Raw genomic sequence first — 20,067 nt, 5'->3', positions numbered from 1 at the left:
CTTCTGGCCGGCGTCGATGCACAGGCCCAGGAAGGCGTGGCGGACATCGCGCAGCACGCCCTGCACGGGCAGCGAGATCTGAACCTGCGCAGCGGGCACGGCCCGCAACGACGACTTCGTGTGAGACTTCATCTCGGTGGCTCCTTCGGTTGCTTGCGAGGCAACCCGCATGCTCTCGCATGCGGGTCGAAGGAGCCGCCACCTCAGCTCACGCGTTCAACAGACTTTGGGACATCGCCGAGAGCGGTTCCGCTCGGCTTGACGAGCGTCTTGTGGTGGCGGGAGGCCGGTTTCAGCGGGTTCTCGACTGCTCCACGGCACACCACTGCGGTGCATGCTGGCCGATCCCGTTCGTCGAGCAGTGTCATCGAGGCCCGGCTGGCGGGCATCTTGATGACTTCGTTGTCATCAAGATGTCACATAGCGATATTGACCACGCACGTCGTCGCTGCGTTGGGACGCGCAGCGGCTGACTCCCCGTCTCGTCGCATGACAACATGACGACGAGATGTCACAGAGCCGTCACAGACGGCACCTAGCATTCCTCCGTCTCGTGCTGCGAGTACTTCTGCCCTTTCCATCACGGAGTGGATGCCATGACCCTGAAGAAAATCGTCGCTGCCCTCGGCATTGCCGGCCTTGCGTTTCTGTCGCAAGGCGCTCTCGCGCAAGCCGTCCAGGTCGACCCCAAGCTGCCCGTCTACCAGAAGGCTGCCGGCGTGTCCGGCAACTTCACGAGTGTCGGCTCGGACACGCTGAACAACCTGATGACGCTTTGGGCCGAGGAATTCAAGCGCCTATATCCGAACGTCAACATCCAGATCCAGGGTGCCGGCTCGTCGACCGCGCCGCCGGCGCTGACCGAGGGCGCCTCCAACTTCGGGCCGATGAGCCGCCTGATGAACGCCAAGGAGATCGAGGGCTTCGAGAAGAAGCACGGCTACAAGCCGACCGCCGTGCCGGTGGCGATCGACGCGCTGGCGGTCTACGTCAACAAAGACAACCCGATCCGTGGCCTGAGCATCGAGGAAGTCGACGCCATCTTCTCGGTCGGCCGCAAGTGTGGCTACCCGACCGACATCACGAAATGGGGCCAGGTCGGCATGACGGGTGAGTGGGCCAACCGCGACATCGCGATGTACAGCCGCAATTCGGTGTCGGGCACCTACGGTTACTTCAAGGACGTTGCGCTGTGCAAGGGCGACTTCAAGCGCAACGTCGCCGAGCAGCCGGGTTCGGCCTCGGTCGTGCAGAGCGTGACGACACAGCTCAACGCGATCGGCTACTCGGGTATCGGCTACAAGACCTCGGGTGTGCGCGCGCTGCCGCTGTCGAAGAAGAAGGGTGAGCCTTTCGTCGAGGCCGACGCAGTCCACGCCATCGACGGCACGTACCCGCTCGCGCGGGTGCTGTACGTCTACGTCAACAAGAAGCCGGGCCAGCCGTTGCCGCCGCTCGAGCGCGAGTTCTTCAAGATGGTGCACTCGCAAGTCGGCCAGCAGGTCGTCGTCAAGGACGGTTTCGTGCCGCTGCCGGCTACGGTGGCCGCGCGTGCCGAGGAGATGCTGTCCAAGTGACGCTGCCGATGCGCCTACCGGCGTGAGGCGCCAGCGGCACGCCGCCGAGCCTGACGACGGCCATCGTGGGCTCGGTGGCGTCACCAGTCACCCCATACACTTGCGGAGCATTCCATTCATGACTACGTCGATTCGCCTGCGTTCGGTCGCTCCCGTGGCCGTCGCGTTCGTGCTGGCTGCGTGCGCCGGAACCCAGCCTCCGGCACCGGCACCCAAGCCGGCGCCTGCGCCTGCGCCTGCGCCGGCCGCTGTTGCCCCTGCCGCGATGACGGCCGCCAAGTACTACTTCGTCGTGCTGCCCGAGGACGGACGCATGTATGCCTTCGGGGACGTGGCCAACTATTTCCAGTTTCTCGAGCACAAGGAGGTCGCCCTGACGCGCACGCGCATCGGGGGGAGCCCGATGGGTTCGACGCTCGTGTTCGGCATCACCAACGACGACGTCAAGTCCGGCAAGCCGAGCGTGGCCGAGCAGGTCTTCGACGCGAAGCTGCCCCCGGCCGACGATTTCTATGGCGAGGTGTTCAAGAACGGCCGGTACTACGTGTTCAGTGACCTGAAGGTCATGAAAGAATTCATCGGCTCCGGGGAGGTGCCGTACAGCTTCACGGACATCGGTGCCGGCCCTGGCGGTGCCACGCTGGTGTGGGTCGTCGATAGCGCCGGCTTCAAGAAAGGCCGCCCGCAGGTCACGATCGACCGCTTTGCCGCGCTGCGCAAAGACAAGAAGTAAAGCAGGGCTTCGCGCGCACCGCCGGCCCGTTGCCGACACGGCACGGGCCCGCGGTTTCGTTTGCACCGAGGGATACCGATGAGCACCAGTGCCCCCGTCACCGGCACCGTTCGCGAGAGCGTCGACCGCGCCATGGGGCGCCGGCTGCTGCTCGACCGGCTGTTCAAAAGCACGATGTCCGCGGGCGGCATCGGCGTCATCGTCGCGATCACGGCCATCTTCTTCTACCTGGCCAGCGTCGTCGTGCCGATTTTCGTGCCGCCGGATATCGAGGCTCGCGCGACCTACGCCCTGCCTGGCGCAGCCGACACGACGACAGGACTACTGGTAAGCGAAGAGCAGCGCGAAATCGGTGTGCGCTTCGACTCGGCCGGCGAGGCGGTGTTCTTCCGTTTCGGCGACGGCGGTGAGATTGCACGCAAGCGTCTTGCGGTCGGGGACGGTGTGCAGATCACGTCGATGGCGGCGGGCGAGCGTCGCGGCTACACCTTTGCCTACGGCTTGTCGAATGGCCGTGTGGTGCTCGCCAAACACGTTTACAACGTGACGTTTCCCGGCGGCAAGCGTCTGATCACGCCGGACATCGAGTATCCCCTCGGCGATCAGCCGCTCGTCGTCGACGAGCGGGGCGCTGCCATCGACCGGCTGGCGTTCGAGCACAACGAAGACGGCACGACCATCGTCGCGCGCACGGTCGACGGCCGGCTGCTGGTCTCGTCCGTCAGTGTGACGACGAACCTGATGACTGGCGAAACCAAGAGCGAGGTGCAGAACGCCGAAATCTCGCCGGTGCCCGCCGACATTCGCGACATGATCGTCGAGTGGAAACAGCGCGAACTCTACGTGCTGCACGGCGACCGCTCGCTGACGCGCTTCGACATTTCCAACAAGAGCGCGCCGCGCCGTGTCGAGACGGTCGAGGTCGCGCCGGCCGGCGAGCGCGTCACCGCGATGACGATCCTCAGCGGGGGCTACTCGCTGGTGTTCGGCACCGACAAAGGCAGTCTCTCGCAATGGTTCCTCGTGCGCCGCGACGGCGCCGATTTCGACCTCAGGAAGATCCGTGAGTTCACGCCGATGCCAGCGCCGATCGTCTCGATCGCACCGGAGTTTTTCCGCAAGGCTTTCGTCGTCGGCGACCAGGCCGGAAATTTCGGCAGCTACTTCGCGACGTCGAGGCGGCTTCTGTTCGTCGAAAAGCTGTCGGACCAGCCCCTGGTGTCGGTCGGCATCCCGCACCGAGGCAACGGCTACCTGGCCCAGGACGCCAAAGGCCGCTTGCACGTGGCGGCGGTGCACAACGACTTCCCTGAAGTGTCGTTCGAAGCCCTGTGGCAAAAGGTGTGGTACGAGAGCTACGAGCACCCGGACTACGTGTGGCAGTCGTCGGCGGGGCACTCCGACTTCGAGCCGAAGTTCAGCCTCGCGCCTCTGACCTTCGGCACCATCAAGGCCGCCACGTACGCGATGGCGGTGGCGGTGCCGCTGGCCATCCTCGGTGCCATCTTCACTGCCTACTTCATGGCGCCGCGCATGCGGCAGATCGTCAAGCCGACGATCGAGGTGATGGAGGCACTGCCCACCGTGATCCTGGGCTTCCTCGCCGGACTGTGGCTTGCGCCGTTCGTCGAAAACAACCTGGCCGGCGTGCTGATGGCGCTGCTGCTGATGCCGCTGTCGTTCGTGATCGCCGCCTACGCATGGCACCTGCTGCCCGAGGGCTTCAAGCAGCGCATCGGAGCGGGGTGGGAAGCGGCGATCCTGATCCCCTTCATCATGGTGCTGCTGTGGCTGTTCATGCAGCTCGGCCACCCGGTGGAGGCGGCGTTCTTCGGCGGCGACATGCCGAACTGGCTCAGCAACGTCGCCGGCATCGACTTCGAGCAGCGCAACTCGCTGGTCGTGGGCATCGCGATGGGCTTCGCGGTGACGCCGACGATCTTCTCGATCGCCGAAGACGCGATCTTCAGCGTGCCCAAGAGCCTGACCTCCGGCTCGCTGGCGCTCGGCGCGACCCCGTGGCAGACGCTGATGGGCGTCGTGATGCCCACGGCAAGCCCCGGCATCTTTTCGGCGGTCATGATCGGCCTCGGCCGCGCGGTGGGCGAGACGATGATCGTGCTGATGGCCACGGGCAACACGGCGGTGATGAACTTCAGCCTGTTCACGGGCTTCCGTACGCTGTCGGCCAACATCGGTGTCGAGATGCCCGAGGCCGGCGTCGGCGAGACGCACTACCGTCTGCTGTTCCTGTCGGCGCTCGTGCTGTTCGTGTTCACCTTCGTCGTCAACACCGCGGCCGAGATCGTCCGCCAGCGTTTGCGCGAGAAGTACCAGACGGTCTGAGGGCCTCGGGAGAGCACCATCATGCGTGATTGGATCAAGAGCGGATCGCCGTGGATCTGGCTGACCGCCGGCGCGGTGGCGTTGTGCGTGGTGATGGTCGCCGGCGTGCTGGCGATGACCGCCCTGCGCGGCCTCGGCCACTTCTGGCCCAGCCCGGTCGTGGAGACGACTTTCGTCGAGAAAGACGGCTCGAAGGTACGCATCATCGGCGAGATTCGTGACCGCGAGGAAGTCGCGGTACGCCGTCTCGAGGAAGCTGGCTTCAAGCTCGGTACCGATGCCGCGTTCGTCGACCGCGTGCTCGTCAAGTTCGGCAACCGCGATCTCACCGGCGTCGATTTCCGCTGGCTGCCAGTGCCGCTGCTCGGGGAGTTCACGTACCCGAACGACCTGCTGACGATCGAGCGCCGTGAATGGGGCAACTTCTACGGCCACCTCCGCGCGGTGAAAGAGAACGGCAACGTGGTCGCCACCGGCGACGCGGCCTGGCCGGTGCTGCTCGAGCGCTTCGAGCGCGCCAACGGCCTGTTCAGGCGCATCCTCGCGATCGAGAAGCACGACATCGGCGACGTCAACTACCGGCTCGAGCAGCTTCGCCTCGAGCGTCGGCGCCTCGAGCTGCGCGGGCAGTTGAACGCCGAGCGCGAAGCGAGCTTGGAAGAACGCAAGAAGGTGCTCGACGAGCGCTTCGCCGCGCTGCAGGCTGATTTGCAGCAGCTGCGCGCAGACATCGCGCGCGACACCGTCGTCGCCGAAGTGCAGGATGGCAAGGAAGTCGAGATCAAGCTCGCGATCGTGGCCGACGTCTATCGTGCCAACGAGATGAACGTCGGACAGAAGATCCGCCACTACTTCCACAAGCTCGTCGAGTTCGTCACCGACGACCCGCGCGAGGCCAACACCGAGGGCGGCATCTTCCCGGCGATCTTCGGCACGGTGATGATGGTGCTGATCATGTCGGTCATCGTCACGCCGTTCGGTGTCATGGCCGCGATCTACATGCGCGAGTACGCGAAGCAGGGGCCGCTGATCCGCACGATCCGCATCTCGGTCAACAACCTCGCGGGCGTACCGTCGATCGTCTACGGCGTGTTCGGCCTCGGGTTCTTCGTGTATTTTCTGGGCGGCAATATCGACCAGCTGTTCTTTCCCGAGGCGCTGCCGGCGCCGACCTTCGGCAGCCCGGGCATCCTGTGGGCCTCGCTGACGTTGGCGATCCTGACGCTTCCGGTGGTCATCGTCGCCACCGAGGAGGGCCTGGCACGCGTGCCGCGCTCGGTGCGCGAAGGTAGCCTGGCTCTTGGTGCGACGAAGGCCGAGACACTTTGGCGCACGGTGCTGCCGATGGCCACCCCGGCGATGATGACGGGACTGATCCTTGCGGTGGCGCGCGCCGCCGGCGAGGTGGCCCCGCTGATGCTGGTCGGGGTCGTCAAGCTGGCACCGGCGCTGCCGCTGGACCAGTACTTCCCGTACCTGCACCTCGAGCGCAAGTTCATGCACCTGGGCTTCCACATCTACGACGTCGGGTTCCAGAGCCCGAACGTCGAGGCCGCGCGCCCGCTGGTCTATGCCACTGCGCTGCTGCTCGTGATCGTGATCATGGTGCTCAACCTCACCGCCATCGCACTGCGCAACCGTCTGCGCGAGAAGTACCGCGGGCTCGATAACGTCTGAGCGACGCCGACCTCGCCATCATCCGCCCAACGGAGATCCCTTCATGAATGCCATGTCCGAAGCCGCCACGCCGCGCATGACGATCTCGACCGCCGTACCCGAGACGAACGCGCCGGCGCGGCCGGTGTCCGACCACGAGGCCGCGGTGTCGGTGCGCAACCTCAACCTCTTCTACGGCAGCGTGCAGGCGCTACATGGTGTCACGCTGGACATTCCGCGCCGCCAGGTCGTCGCCTTCATCGGCCCGAGCGGCTGCGGCAAGTCGACCCTGCTGCGCTGCTTCAACCGCATGAACGACCTCGTCGACAGTTGCCGCGTCGAAGGCCAGATCCTGATTGACGGGCGCAACATTTACGACCGCAGTGTCAACGTCGCGCAGCTGCGGCGTCGCGTCGGCATGGTGTTCCAGAAGCCGAACCCTTTCCCGAAGTCGATCTACGAGAACGTGGCCTACGGCCTGCGGCTGCTCGGCGTGTCGAACCGCGCCCAGCTCGACGAGGTGGTCGAGCGCTCGTTGCGCGGCGCGGCGCTTTGGGACGAAGTGAAGGACCGCCTTGATGCCAGTGGCCTGAGCCTGTCGGGCGGGCAGCAGCAGCGGCTCGTGATCGCGCGCGCGATCGCGCTCGAGCCGGAGGTGCTGCTGCTCGACGAGCCGTGCTCGGCGCTCGACCCGATCTCGACCGCCAAGGTCGAGGAGCTGCTGTTCGAGCTGAAGAACAAGTTCACGATCGTCATCGTTACGCACAACATGCAGCAGGCCGCGCGCGTGTCCGACTACACCGCCTACATGTACCTCGGCAAGCTGATCGAATACGCTCCGACGCGCCAGCTGTTCATGAAGCCGGCGAGGAAGGAAACCGAGGACTACATCACCGGCCGCTTCGGCTGACCGGGCGGAGAGCACGAGCATGATCGACACCCACACGACGAAGCAGTTCGACATCGAGCTTCGCGACGTCTCGAGCCGTCTGCTGGAGATGGGCGGCCTGGCCGAATCCCAGGTGGCTCAGGCCGTCTACGCGCTGGCGAACTTCAGCGGCGAGATGGCCACGCAGGTACTGCAGCAGGAGGACCGGCTGAACCACATGGAAGTCGAGATCGACGCCGAGATGCAGCAGATCGTCGCGATGCGCCAGCCGGCCGCGATCGACCTGCGGCTTCTGTTCGCGGTTTCGAAGGCGAGCGCGAACCTCGAGCGCGTCGGCGACGAGGCGGCGCGGATCGCGCGCACGGTCCAGCGGCTGATCAACACCGGGGTGTCGAGCCGGCTGCGGCTGCCGGTGGCCGACATCCAGTTCACGGCCGATCTCGCGTGTTCGCAGCTGCACAAGGCGCTGGACGCTTTCGCACGCCTCGACGCCGAGGAAGCGCTCGACGTGCTGAAGCGCGACGACCAGCTCGACCAGGAGTTCGACGGCCTGCTGCGCAAGCTGATCACCTACATGATGGAAGACCCGCGGATGATCTCCTCGAGCATCGACTTGGTCTTCGTCGCGAAGGCGATCGAGCGCGTCGGCGACCACGCGAAGAACCTCGCCGAGGCGGTGATCTACGTCGTCAAGGGCACCGACGTGCGCCACGTGACGGTGCCCGACGTCGAGAAGGCTGTGCGCTGAGCGCGGGCAGGGGAGGAGTGATGAGCCGTGTGCTGGTCGTCGAAGACGAGGCGGCGATTGCCGAGCTGATCTCGATCAACCTTCGGCATGCGGGCTACGAGGTGACGATCGCGACGACGGCCGACCAGGCACAGGCCGCGGTCGACGCCGTGCTGCCCGACCTCGTGCTGCTCGACTGGATGCTGCCGGGGCAGTCGGGGCTCGCGCTGGCCAAGCAGTGGCGCACGAGCGCGCGCACACGCGACCTTCCGATCATCATGCTGACGGCGCGCAGCGAAGAAGCCGACAAGATCAGCGGTCTCGACGCCGGTGCCGACGACTACCTGACGAAGCCGTTCTCGACGAAGGAGCTGCTGGCGCGCATCCGCGCGGTGCTGCGGCGCAAGGCGCCCGAGGCGCTCGACACCGCGGTCGAGATCGCGGGCTTGCGCCTCGACCCGGCCACCCGCCGCGTCACGAAAACCGGTGCCGACGGCGTGCGCGAGGTTAAGGTCGGGCCGACCGAGTTCCGTCTGCTGCACTTCTTCATGACGCACCCCGAGCGCGTGCACAGCCGCGCGCAACTGCTCGACCGGGTGTGGGGCGACCACGTGTTCATCGAGGAACGCACCGTCGACGTGCACGTCAAGCGCCTGCGCGAGGCGCTGCAGCCGGTGCAGTGCGCCGGACTGATCGAGACGGTACGCGGCGCCGGCTACCGCTTCACGCAGCAGGTGGGCAGCATCGCCGCCTGAGGGGCTGAGCGGTGCCCTGGCTGCTGCCGCGCATCGTCGCTGCGCTGCTGGCGATGCTGGCCGGCACCACGATCGGCGCCTGGGTGGGCGGCTGGTTCGACGCGTGCACGCTCGGCATGGCGCTCGGCGGCGCGACCGGGGTGTCGCTGGCCACGACGCTCGATGCGCTGCGCGCGCGGCGGCTGCTCGACTGGCTGCGCGGCGCGCAGGCCGCGCACGCCCCCGGCGCGGGCGGCTTCTGGGGCGAGCTCGCGTACCGCGTCGAGCGCGCGATGCGCACGCGCGAGACCTCGATCGAGCACGAACGCGGCCGCCTGCAGCAGTTCCTGCAGGCGATCGAGGCCTCGCCCAACGGGGTGCTGCTGCTCGACGCCGACGACCAGATCGAGTGGTGCAATGCCGTCGCAGCCGACCACTTCGGCCTCGACCCGGCGCGCGACCGCGGCCAGCATGTGACGCACCTGGTGCGCACGCCGGCGTTCGTCGCCCACCTGCAACAGGGCCAGTTCGAGCACCCGGTGGTCGTGCCCGGGCCGCTGGGGCGGCAGACGCTGTCGGTGCTGGTGCGCCGCTACGGCGACGGGATGAAGCTCGTGCTGTCGCAGGACATCACCGAGCGCGAGCGCAGCGATGCGATGCGGCGCGACTTCGTCGCCAACGTGTCGCACGAGATGCGCACGCCGCTGACGGTGCTCGCCGGGTTCGTCGAGACGATGGCCACGCTGCCGCTGACCGAGGTCGAGCGCCAGCGCGTGCTCAAGCTGATGGAGCAGCAGACCACGCGCATGCAGACGCTGCTGACCGACCTGCTGACCCTGGCGCAGCTCGAGGGCAGTCCGCGGCCGCCGGCCGACCAGTGGGTGAGCGTCGACGCGCTGATGGTGCAGGTGCGCGCCGACGGCGAGGCGCTGTCGGCCGGTCGCCACCGGCTCGTGTTCCACGTGCCGCCGGGCGGCGAGATCGCCGGCAGTGCGACCGAGCTGCTCAGCGCGGTCGGCAACCTGGTGACGAACGCGGTGCGCTACACGCCCGACGGCGGCCAGATCGACGTGCACTGGCGCGTGCGCGCCGACGGTGTGGGGGAGATCGACGTCGTTGACAACGGCGTGGGCATCGACCGCGAGCACATTCCGAGGCTGACCGAGCGCTTCTACCGCGTCGACGGCAGCCGCTCGCGCGATACCGGCGGCACCGGGCTCGGCCTGTCGATCGTCAAGCACGTCGTGCAACGCCACGGCGGCGAGCTCGACATCGAAAGCGAGCGGGGCAAGGGCTCGCGCTTTCGCATCGTCGTGCCGGCCGCGCGGGTGCGCGTGCGGCACGACGCGGCCGCCGTCGCCGACGCGTCGCGCTGACCGCGCTCAGCCGCCGCCGGCCGGCGCGGTGTCGCGGCGGTAGATGCGCGTCGCGTCGCGCCGCTCGTCGGGACGCTGCACGCGCGCGACCTCGGTCCAGCCGGGGCCGGCACGCACGTGCGTGCGCTGGCGCTCGCGGCGCAGCAGCACGTCGCAGCCGCTGGCGTCGGCCGCATCGGGGCGGCCGTCCACGCGCCAGCGGCCGTGATGCTCCAGCGCCACGATCGCCGCGCGGCCGACGTCGGGCGCGGCGATGCACGCTCCCGGCGGCACGTACGGTGCGATGCGCGCGATCCATTCGCGGTCGCTGCGCACGTAGTCGAGCACCGGCAGCAGCAGCGTCATCACGAGCAGCCACGTCAGCGCCACGCCGCCGGCGGGCAGCACGAGGCTCTTCCACAGCGCGGCGCGGTGCCGCGCGGTGCGCCAGCGCACCAGCCACACCCACGCCGCAGTGCCGGCCAACGCGACGACGAGCGCGACCGCCGAGAAGCTCGGTTCGTAGCCGCTGGCCAGCCGCGCGACGTTGCGCGCCGGTGCGCCGGGCACGCCCACGTGCAGCGACGTGTAGATGCCCCACACCGCGATCGCGCACGCCGAGAAGAAGAACACCGAGAACCAGTCGATGGCGGCTGCCGCGCCGCGCTTGAGCGTGGGCAGCGCGAACGCCGCGAGCACCGCCAGGCCGGGCAGCCCCAGCATCAGCACCTCGTCGGCGCCGCCGAGCCCGGTGCTGACGGCCAGAGCCGCCGCGGTGACGGTCAGCGGCACGGCGATGTGGCGATTGAACAGGTGGTGTCGCCAGCGCCACACCGTCCACAGCGCGAGCAGCGACGCCGGCCACAGAAACCACAGCCACAGCCGCACGATGCCGAGCCACTGGTCAGGCTCGGCGCGCAGGCGCCAGCCGAACTGCCAGGTCTTGGCCAACGAGGCCGTCGCGACGGCGGCCACGGTCGCCGCGAGCGCCCAGGGCACGAGGCGGCGCACCTGCTCGTACGCCGACAGTCGCGACAGCACGACGCCGATGGCACCGAGCAGCAGCGCGAGGCCAGGCGCGCCGCTCGCGGCCACCAGCGGCAGCGCGACCAGCGCGGCCGCGCGCGCGCGCTGCCGCCGAAACGGCGCCGAGGCCATCGCCCACTGGAACAGCGCGACGCCGGCCAGCTGCACCAGCGCGGGCGTCGTCTCGTGGCCGAGCTGCAGCAGCCCGAGGGTGGCGATCAGCGCCAGCACGGCGCCATCGGCCATCGCGCGTGCATACGCGACGGTGTCGGCCTCGCCGCCGAACGCGAACGCGACGGGCTGTGCGGCCTCGGTGCGCGCGAGGTGGAAGGTCGCATACCACACCAGCACCAGCGTCAGCGCCAGCAGCAGCGCGAACGGCACGCGCGCGGCCAGCTCGGCGCCGAGCAGCGGCGACAGCAGCACGATGCTCGCGGCGCCGAGCCAGTGCGGCAGCAGTGCCTGTTCGAGCGGCAGCTGGCCGACGGTGGGCGCCAGCCACGACGTGCGGCCCTCGGCCATCGCCGCCATGTAGCCGAACGCCGTGATGTCGGCCACCCGCCACGGGTCGCGTCCGAACACGCCCGGCAGCACGTAGGCAGCGCAGAACAGCAGCAGCGCCGCGCGCGGCAGCCGCTGCGCGGCGCGCTGCGTGACGAGTGCCGGGGTCGGGTTCCGGTTCACCAGGTGATGATGCCGCCGCGCATGGCCTGCGGCCAGACGGCGCCCAAAGAACAAGGGGCAGCCGTGGCTGCCCCGTCGTCGCGCGCCACGCGCCGGGCGCGTCTCACTTCTTGAGGTGCGCGAACTTGTTGCGGAACTTCTCGACCCGCCCGCCGAGGTTATCGACGCTCTTCTGCGTGCCGGTGTAGAACGGATGCGACTCGCTCGTCGTCTCGAGCTTGATCAGCGGCAGCTCGCGCCCGTCGTCCATCGTGATCGTCTCCTTCGTCGGCGCGCACGAGCGCGTGACGAACTTGAAGCCGTTGGACAGGTCGAGGAAGCAGACCTCGCGGTAGTTCGGGTGGATGCCTTCTTTCATCGGTAGCCTCGTCGCGTCGTGTGCGACAGCCACGTCGACCCATTCGACGCACTTGCCGCGTGCGGAAAACCGCGAATTATAGGAGCCTCACCCACCCCTTCGCATCATGTCGAAGAAGTCGAGGTTGCTCTTGCTCTGCTTCATCTTGTCGAGCACGAACTCCATCGCCTCGATCTCGTCCATGTTGTACAGGAGCTTGCGCAGGATCCACGTCTTCTGCAGGATCTCGGGCTTGAGCAGCAGCTCCTCGCGGCGCGTGCCCGACTTGTTGATCAGGATCGACGGGTAGACGCGCTTCTCGGCCATGCGGCGGTCGAGGTGGATCTCGCAGTTGCCGGTGCCCTTGAACTCCTCGTAGATCACCTCGTCCATGCGGCTGCCGGTGTCGATCAGCGCAGTGCCGATGATCGTCAGGCTACCGCCTTCCTCGACGTTACGCGCCGCGCCGAAGAAGCGCTTCGGGCGCTGCAGCGCGTTGGCGTCGACGCCGCCGGTGAGCACCTTGCCCGACGACGGCAGCACGTTGTTGTAGGCGCGTGCCAGGCGCGTGATCGAGTCGAGCAGGATCACGACGTCCTTTTTCAGCTCGACGAGCCGCTTGGCGCGCTCGATCACCATCTCGGCGACCTGCACGTGACGCGCCGCCGGCTCGTCGAAGGTCGAGCTGATGACTTCGCCGCGCACGGTGCGCTGCATCTCGGTGACTTCCTCGGGCCGCTCGTCGACGAGCAGCACGATCAGGTGCACCTGCGGGTAGTTCGCCATCAGCGCGTGCGCGATGTGCTGCATCATCATCGTCTTGCCCGTCTTGGGCTGCGCGACGAGCAGCGCGCGCTGGCCTTTGCCGATCGGCGCGATCAGGTCGATGATGCGGCTGGTGATGTTCTCGTCGGTCTTGAGGTTGTCGCGTTCGAGCTTGAACTGTTCCTTCGGGAACAGCGGCGTCAAGTTCTCGAACATGATCTTGTGCTTGTTCTCCTCCGGGGTCAGGCCGTTGACGCGGTCGACCTTGACGAGCGCGAAGTAGCGCTCGCCGTCCTTCGGCACCCGCACCTCGCCTTCGATCATGTCGCCGGTGTGCAGGTTGAAGCGGCGGATCTGCGAGGGCGACAGGTAGATGTCGTCGGTCGACGCCATGTAGCTGGTGTCGATCGAGCGCAGGAAGCCGAAGCCGTCGGGCAGCACCTCGAGCACGCCGTCGCCGAAGACCTGCTCGCCCGCCTTCGCGCGCTTCTTCATGATCGCGAACATCAGCTCCTGCTTGCGCAGGCGCGCGACGTTCTCGATCTCCAGTGCCTCGCCCATCTCGATGAGCTTCGACACGTGCATGGTCTTCAGTTCGGACAGATGCATGGAGGCATTCCCTTCGTGGGGAAGAGGGCGGGCCATTCGCAGGCCGACCCCGCCGCGGCCCGTCGGGGCCACGGCCGGCCCGCAAGGCCGTCGGCAAGGCGTTGAGGATGAGGTGCTTCGTCGAGTCCCGCAGCGTCCGGCCGCTGATACCGGTGCGTGGGATCTGAAGCGTGGCGTCGCCGGCCGCGCGCTGCCTCGGGCAGCGGCCGCCGACGATCGAAGAATTATAGGTGGCCGTCGATGAAGGCGGTCAACTGCGCCTTCGACATCGCACCGACCTTGGTCGCCGCGAGCTGGCCGTTCTTGAACAGCATCAGCGTCGGGATGCCGCGGATGCCGAACTTGGCCGGCACCTCGCGGTTCTCGTCGACGTTCATCTTCGCGACGCGCAGCCGGCCGTCGTAGTCCTTCGAGACCTCGTCGAGGATCGGCGCGATCATCTTGCACGGGCCGCACCACTCGGCCCAATAGTCGACCAGCACCGGGCGGTCGGACTTCAGCACGTCGGCTTCGAACGACGCGTCGGATACGTGGGTGATCAGGTCACTGCTCATCGTCGGTCCTCGCAGGCACTTCGCACGTCGGTGCCGCAGCTCGCGCCCGGTTGGCAGGCGCCGCCACGGGCAGCCGCTCAGGTGCGCCAAGGCACAATGATTCTGACATAAAGCCCCGTGCCCCGTGGCCGCCGTGCGGCGTGTCCGTGGCCCGCCTGCCTTGCCTGCGATCGATCTCCTCGACGGCGTCGTCGACGCCGAAGCCTGGCGCGCGTGGGCGCGGCGCATGCGCCGCGCGCTCGACGACGCGGCGGTGCCGCCCGCCGATGCCGTCGTGCTGCTGCCTTTCGCCGAGCTGCTGCCCGTCGCGCGCGGCGCATTCGCCGCGCTGGGCGGCTGGCAGCCGCGCGTCGAGACGACGCACACGCTGGCCGACGCCCTCGGGCCGCCACCGGTGCGGGTCCCCGAGGCGCCCAGTGGCGACCGCGTGGTCGACCGCCTCGTCGCCGCGGCGCTGCTGCGCGCACGCGACGGCAGCGCCGCCTGGGCGCGGCGCGACCCGCGCGGCTTCGACCACGCCGTCGACGCCGTCGTCGATGCCGCGCACGCGCTGATGCACGCCGTGGCGGCGCAGCCGCCCGGCCAGCGCCAGGCGTGGTGGCAGCGCGCACGCGCGCTGCTCGCGCCGATCGAGGGGCCGGGGCGCACCGAGCGCCTGCTCGCGCGCGTGGCCGTCGAGTGGGCCGCGCTCGACGACGTGCAGCCCACCGACCGCCTGTGGGCCGCGCGTCCTGCGGCGTGGGTCACGGTGGCCGGCGTCGGCGCCGATGCGCTGGTGTCGTCGCTGGCCGCACACGCCGGCGTCCCCGTCGTCGACGTGCGCCTGGCCGCCGACGCCGCCAGCGGCTTCGCGCGCGCGGCGCCGCTGCCGCCGCCTCGGCGGCTGGTGTGCGACGGCTTCGAGGACGAGGCCGAGGTGGCCGCCGCCGAAGTGCTGCAGGCGGTGCAGGACGGCGCCACGCCGGTGCTGCTCGTCGCGCTCGACCGCGCGCTCGTGCGCCGCGTGCACGCGATGCTCGAGCGCGTGCCGGGCCTGCGCGTGCACGACGAGACCGGCTGGCGGCTGTCGACGACGCGCGCCGCCGCGCGCGTGATGGCGCTGCTGCGCGCGGCCGCACCCGACGCCGATGCCGACGCGTGGCTCGATGCGCTGAAGGCCGACGCGGCGCTGCCGGTGGCCACCGTCACGGCGATCGAGTCGGCATGGCGCAGCGGCCGCACGCTCGACGCCGGCCTCGCCGCGGCCTGGGCCGCGCAGCGCCATCGGCTCGCGCCGCTGTCGACGCCCGGGCGCCAGCCGCTTCACGACTGGCTGCGCGCGCTGGCCACCGTGCTCGGCGCGCCGGCGGCCGACCCCGCGGCGCAGCAAGTCGCCGCGACGCTGCGGCTCGGCGACGACGACACCGATGCCGCGTGGCGCACGGTGGCCCGCGAGACGCGGCTCGACCGCGCCGGCTTCGTCGCGTGGGTCGATGCGGCGCTCGACGCCGCGACGTTCCGCCCGCCCGCGCCGGCGCAGCCGCACGTCGTCATCACGCCGCTGGCGCGCGCGCTGTGGCGGCCGTTCGGCGCCGCCGTCTGCCCCGGCTGCGACGGCTCGCGGCTCGGCGCTGCGGTCGCGCCCGACGCGCTGTGGAGCGATGCCGTCGCGGCCGAACTCGGCCTCGAGACCGCCGCGCAGCGGCGCGAGCGCGAGGCCGTCGCATTCGCGCAGCTGCTGCGCGCACCGCGCGTCGTGCTGCTGCGCCGGCGCAGCGACGCCGGCGAGCCGCTGGGGCCCAGCCCGCTCGTCGAGCGTGCGTGGCGCGCGCGCCGGCACGCTGGCACCGCCGCGCCGCCGGAGCAGCCGCCGCGGTTGACGCACAGGACGGTGCGGCCGCAGCCGCCGGCACGCCCGGCGCCGCGCTGGCCGGGGCCGCTGCCGTCGCGGTTGAGTGCGACGGCGGTGCAGGCGCTGCGCGACTGCCCGTACCGCTTCCACGCCCGCGTCGGGCTGGGCCTGCGCGAGGCCGACGAGCTCGATGCCGAAGTCGACAAGCGCGACTACGGCACCTGGCTGCACGCCGTCTTGCTGCGGTTCCACCAGCAGCGCGGCGCACCGCGCGACACCGCGACCGACCTCGCGGCGCTCGCGTCGGCCGCCGACGCCGCCGGCGACGAGCTCGGTCTCGACGCCGCGCGGCTGCTGCCGTACCGCGCCGCATTCGACGCGATCGCGTCGCGCTATGTGCAGTGGTTGCACCGGCGCGACGCCGAGGGCTGGCGTTGGCAGGCCGGCGAGGTCGAGCGCGAGCGCGCGGCCGACGAGCGGCTGCCGCTGCGCCTGGGCGGGCGCATCGACCGCATCGACGACGGGCCCGGCGGCGCCGTCGCGCTGATCGACTACAAGACGGGCTCGCCCGCCGCACTGCGCACCGCCGTGCGCGAGCCGCTCGAGGACACGCAGCTCGCGACCTATGCCGCGCTGCTCGGCGAGCGCCCGCCCGGGCGCGCGGTGCACGCGATGTACCTCGCGCTCGACGACCGCGAGGCGCCCGTCGAGATCGTGCACCCCGACGTCGCCGCCACGGCGCAAGGGTTCATCGACGGCCTGGCCGCCGACCTGCGCGAGATCGCCGCCGGCGCCGGCTTGCCGGCGCTCGGCGAGGGCGCGGTGTGCACGCACTGCGAGGCGCGCGGGCTGTGCCGGCGCGACCACTGGAGCGCCGACGACGGCGCCGCGGCGGGCGCTGCATGACCGCACCGTCGTACCACTGCAACGGCGCGCCGGCCACGCGCGAGACGTTCTACGCCGTGGCCTGCGACCCGCGGCGCAGCGTCGTCGTCGAGGCCTGCGCCGGCGCCGGCAAGACCTGGATGCTGGTCGCGCGCATCGTGCGCGCGCTGCTCGACGGCACGCCACCGTACGCGATCCTCGCGATCACGTTCACGCGCAAGGCCGCCGGCGAGATGCGCGAGCGGCTGCACGGCGTGCTGCGCGAGCTCGCCGACGCCGGCGACGACGTGCGCGTGCAGATGCTCGTCGAGCGCGGCATGGCGCCGGCGGCGGCGCGCGCCGCGGCACCGCAGGCCGCGACGCTGCTCGACCGCGTGCTCGACGGCGGGCGCGACGTCGACGTGCGCACCTTCCACGCCTGGTTCGCGCAGCTGCTGCGTGCCGCACCGCTGGACCTGCTGCGCGAGCTCGGCCTCGCGCCGCAGATGGCGCTCGTCGAGGAGGTCGACGACCTGCGCGGCGAGCTGTTCGCGCGTTTCCACGCCCGCGTGGTCGCCGACGCGGCGCTGCACCACGACTACCGCGACCTCGTCGCGCGCCGCGGCCGCGGCGCCGTGCGCGACTGGCTCGAAGCGGCATGGCAGCGGCGCATCGAGATCGAGCTCGCCGACGAGGCCGGCACGCTCGACGACGCGGTGCCGCCGGCCGGCGCCCTGTGGCCGCGCTTCGCCGGCCTCGTCCACCCGGCGCAGATGCTGCAGGCGCCGGCCGAGCGCGAGCGCTGGCTCGCGCTCGCGCGCGAGCTCGCAGCACTGGGCAAGGCCAAGCCGCGCGACGCCGCCGCGGCGATCGAACGGGCGCTCGCGCAGCCCGATGCGCTGGCCACGTACGACGGCCTGCGCCGGGCCCTCTTCACCGACAAGGGCGAGCCGCGCAAGCAGCTCGGCGACGGTGCAGCGCTGCGCACGGCGATCGACGACCTCGAGGCGCTCGCGCAGGCCGTCGCGCAGCACGACGCGCACGTCGAGCACAAGGCGATGGCGCGCCTGACGCGCGTGCTGCTGGCCGAGTACGCGGCGCTCAAGCGCCGTCAGGGGCTGGTCGACATGGCCGACCTCGAGCTGGTCGCGCGGCGGCTGCTCGCCGACCCGGTGCTGTCGGGCTGGGTGCAGCAGCGGCTCGACGCGCGCGTGCGCCACCTGCTGATCGACGAGTTCCAGGACACCTCGCCGCTGCAGTGGCACGCACTGCGTTCGTGGCTCGAGGGCTACGCCGGCGCCGGCGGCGGTGCTGCACCGCCCGCGGTGTTCATCGTCGGCGACCCGAAGCAGAGCATCTACCGCTTCCGCCGCGCCGAGCCGCGCGTGTTCGCCGCCGCGCGCGACTTCGTCGTCGACGCGCTCGGCGGCGACGTGCTCGCCTGCGACCACACGCGACGCAACCACCCGGCGGTGCTCGCCGTCGTCAACGCCGTGTTCACGCGGGCGCGCGACGACGGCGAGTACGCGGGCTTTCGCGAACACACGACGCACGTGGCCGGCGACCCCGCGGCGGTGGCGCTGCACCGCCTCGAGCGCATCGCGCGCGACGATGCGGCGCCGGCGGGCCGCGGCGCGCCGCCGCGCGCCGAGGCCACCGCGTGGCGGCCGTCGCTGCACGTGCCGCGGCGCGACGCCGAGGAGCACCGGCGCGAGCGCGAGGCGCGCCAGGTCGCGCTCGCGGTGCAGGCGCTCGTCGCCGGCGACGTCGCGCCCGGCGAGATCCAGGTGCTCGCGCGCAAGCGCGATGCGCTGCGCCGCACCGCGGCGGCGCTGCAGGCGCTGCACGTGCCGTTCGCCGCGCCCGAGGAGTCGGCGCTCGCGGACCAGCCCGAGGCGCGCGACTTGGTCGCCGTGCTGGACGTGCTCGCGTCGCCGGGCCACGACCTGTCGCTCGCGCATGCGCTCAAGAGCCCGTTGTTCGATGCCGGCGACGACGAGCTCGCGATCGTCGCGCAAGCCGCGCGCGACGCCGCGCCGTGCACGTGGTGGGACGCGCTGATGGCGCTGAGCGCGCCGACGCCGGCGCTCGCGCGCGCGCGCGCGCTGCTCGCGGCGTGGGCCGACGCCGCCGCGGTGCTGCCGCCGCACGACCTGCTCGAGCGCATCGTCACCGACGGCGAGCTGTGGCCGCGGCTGGCCGCGCGCGTCGGCGCCGAGCGCTGGCCGGCGGCGCGGCAGGCGGTGCGCGCGCTGCTCGCGCTCGCGCTCGAGCTCGACGGCGGCCGCTACGCGACGCCGTACCGCTTCGTGCGCGCGCTGCGCCGGCGCGCGCTGAAGGTCGCCGCCGAGGCGCAGCCCGACGCGGTGCAGCTGCTGACGGTGCACGGCGCCAAGGGGCTCGAGGCGCGCGTCGTCGTGCTCGTCGACGGCGACCCCGAGGCGCAGCGCACGCCCACCGCGACGCTGCTCGTCGACTGGCCCGTCGACGTCGCGCACCCGCGGCGCGTCGCCTTCGTCGCCAGCGAGGCGCGCTGCCCGCCGTCGCTGCGCGAGCTGCTCGCGGCCGAGCAGGCACAGCGCGAGCGCGAGGAGCTCAACATGCTGTACGTCGCGCTGACGCGCGCGCAGGAGCGCCTCGTCGTCAGCGCCACCGAACCGCACCGCGGCACGCCGCGCAGCTGGTGGCAGCGCCTGCAGGGGCTCGCGGCACCGCTGGAGCTGGCCGCGGCGCCGGCGCCGGCGGCCGCGGCCGCGCGCGACATCGAGGTCTCGCTGCGGCCGCGGCCCGTGCTCGCCCCGGCGCCCGAGCCGCCACCCGCGGCCGCCGACGACGTCGCGGCGCGGCTGGGCCAGGCGGTGCACCGGCTGCTCGAGTGGGCCACCGCGCCCGGTGCAGCCGGCCTCGACGTCGGCGCTGCCGCCAAGGCGGCAGCGCGCGCCTTCGGGTTGCCGCCGGCCTTGGTGCACGAGGTGCGCGAGCGCGCGCAGGCCGTGCTCGGCAGCGCGCAGGCGGCGCGCTTCTTCGCCCCCGGGCTGCGCTGGGCCGGCAACGAAGTGACCGTGGCCGACGCCGAAGGCGTCGCGCGCATCGACCGCCTGGTGTGCCTCGAGGGCGACGGTGCGCCCGAGTGGTGGGTGCTCGACTACAAGCTCGCGCACGCGCCGGCCGAGGTCGAGGTCTTGCGCGCGCAGCTCGCGCGCTACCGCGCCGCGGTGCAGGCGCTGCAGCCCGGCGAGCGCGTGCGCGCCGCGTTCATCACCGGCCGCGGCGAGGTGCTCGAGATCTGAGCCGCGGCCGCCCGCGCGCCGGCACCGAACAGGGTGGGGTTCGCACGGCTGTTCGCCGCTTCGGCGGGCGAGCGCGGCGGGTCCAATCGG

Annotated in this window: 14 protein-coding genes and 1 pseudogene; 10 read left to right on the top strand and 5 right to left on the bottom strand. The window is 70.8% G+C overall.

Going from position 1 to position 20,067, the window contains the following annotated elements; genetic code table 11:
- Nucleotides 1-132 (bottom strand): annotated as a pseudogene (locus tag DRV96_RS18835) (IS256 family transposase); the annotation flags it as partial.
- A 464-nt stretch (nucleotides 133-596) separates the two neighbouring features.
- Between DRV96_RS18835 and DRV96_RS06185 the strand changes: the two are divergent.
- The 8 genes from DRV96_RS06185 (at nucleotide 597) to phoR (ending at nucleotide 10,038) form a co-directional block, all read left to right on the top strand.
- Nucleotides 597-1,577: a PstS family phosphate ABC transporter substrate-binding protein gene (locus DRV96_RS06185; protein ID WP_119288920.1), complete on the top strand. Its 981-nt coding sequence runs from the start codon at nucleotides 597-599 to the stop codon at nucleotides 1,575-1,577.
- A gap of 118 nt (nucleotides 1,578-1,695) precedes the next feature.
- Nucleotides 1,696-2,310: a hypothetical protein gene (locus DRV96_RS06180; RefSeq protein WP_162910957.1), complete on the top strand. Its 615-nt coding sequence runs from the start codon at nucleotides 1,696-1,698 to the stop codon at nucleotides 2,308-2,310.
- A 78-nt stretch (nucleotides 2,311-2,388) separates the two neighbouring features.
- Entirely contained in the window at nucleotides 2,389-4,656 is a 2,268-nt protein-coding gene (locus tag DRV96_RS06175) for an ABC transporter permease subunit (protein WP_119288916.1), read from the top strand.
- A 21-nt stretch (nucleotides 4,657-4,677) separates the two neighbouring features.
- Entirely contained in the window at nucleotides 4,678-6,333 is a 1,656-nt protein-coding gene (gene pstA / locus DRV96_RS06170; protein WP_119288914.1) for a phosphate ABC transporter permease PstA, read from the top strand.
- 76 nt (nucleotides 6,334-6,409) lie between these two features.
- Complete coding sequence (gene pstB, locus DRV96_RS06165; RefSeq protein ID WP_119288955.1) at nucleotides 6,410-7,222, top strand: phosphate ABC transporter ATP-binding protein PstB; 813 nt, start codon at nucleotides 6,410-6,412, stop codon at nucleotides 7,220-7,222.
- A gap of 19 nt (nucleotides 7,223-7,241) precedes the next feature.
- Nucleotides 7,242-7,949: a phosphate signaling complex protein PhoU gene (gene phoU, locus DRV96_RS06160; RefSeq protein ID WP_119288911.1), complete on the top strand. Its 708-nt coding sequence runs from the start codon at nucleotides 7,242-7,244 to the stop codon at nucleotides 7,947-7,949.
- 20 nt (nucleotides 7,950-7,969) lie between these two features.
- Nucleotides 7,970-8,683, top strand: coding sequence for a phosphate regulon transcriptional regulator PhoB (gene phoB / locus DRV96_RS06155; protein ID WP_119288909.1), 714 nt, complete (start codon nucleotides 7,970-7,972; stop codon nucleotides 8,681-8,683).
- Between the two features lie 11 nt (nucleotides 8,684-8,694).
- Complete coding sequence (phoR, locus tag DRV96_RS06150) at nucleotides 8,695-10,038, top strand: phosphate regulon sensor histidine kinase PhoR (protein ID WP_162910967.1); 1,344 nt, start codon at nucleotides 8,695-8,697, stop codon at nucleotides 10,036-10,038.
- Between the two features lie 6 nt (nucleotides 10,039-10,044).
- On the opposite strand, the gene DRV96_RS06145 is transcribed toward phoR, so the two are convergent.
- The 4 genes from DRV96_RS06145 to trxA form a co-directional block, all read right to left on the bottom strand.
- On the bottom strand, nucleotides 10,045-11,727 hold the full coding sequence (locus tag DRV96_RS06145) for a hypothetical protein (protein WP_119288906.1): 1,683 nt from the start codon (nucleotides 11,725-11,727) through the stop codon (nucleotides 10,045-10,047).
- 103 nt (nucleotides 11,728-11,830) lie between these two features.
- Nucleotides 11,831-12,085 (bottom strand): type B 50S ribosomal protein L31, encoded by a 255-nt coding sequence (locus DRV96_RS06140; protein ID WP_119288904.1) that lies wholly within the window; start codon nucleotides 12,083-12,085, stop codon nucleotides 11,831-11,833.
- Nucleotides 12,086-12,172: 87 nt separating this feature from the next.
- Complete coding sequence (gene rho / locus DRV96_RS06135; RefSeq protein ID WP_119288902.1) at nucleotides 12,173-13,438, bottom strand: transcription termination factor Rho; 1,266 nt, start codon at nucleotides 13,436-13,438, stop codon at nucleotides 12,173-12,175.
- A gap of 224 nt (nucleotides 13,439-13,662) precedes the next feature.
- Nucleotides 13,663-13,992 carry a thioredoxin TrxA gene (trxA, locus tag DRV96_RS06130; protein WP_119288899.1) on the bottom strand — a complete coding sequence of 110 codons (330 nt, stop codon included), beginning with the start codon at nucleotides 13,990-13,992 and terminating at the stop codon, nucleotides 13,663-13,665.
- Between the two features lie 160 nt (nucleotides 13,993-14,152).
- Between trxA and DRV96_RS06125 the strand changes: the two genes are divergently transcribed.
- The gene (locus DRV96_RS06125; RefSeq protein ID WP_162910966.1) at nucleotides 14,153-16,729 is read left to right on the top strand and encodes a PD-(D/E)XK nuclease family protein; all 2,577 of its coding nucleotides are present in this window, start codon (nucleotides 14,153-14,155) and stop codon (nucleotides 16,727-16,729) included.
- On the top strand, nucleotides 16,726-19,977 hold the full coding sequence (locus tag DRV96_RS06120) for a UvrD-helicase domain-containing protein (RefSeq protein ID WP_119288895.1): 3,252 nt from the start codon (nucleotides 16,726-16,728) through the stop codon (nucleotides 19,975-19,977). Before DRV96_RS06125 ends, DRV96_RS06120 begins: the two co-directional genes overlap by 4 nt.
- The last annotated feature ends 90 nt before the right edge of the window (nucleotides 19,978-20,067 follow it).

It is taken from the genome of Azohydromonas sediminis (assembly GCF_003574675.1).
Lineage (GTDB): Bacteria > Pseudomonadota > Gammaproteobacteria > Burkholderiales > Burkholderiaceae_C > Calidifontimicrobium > Calidifontimicrobium sediminis.
This window is presented reverse-complemented; position numbering and strand designations above follow the sequence as displayed.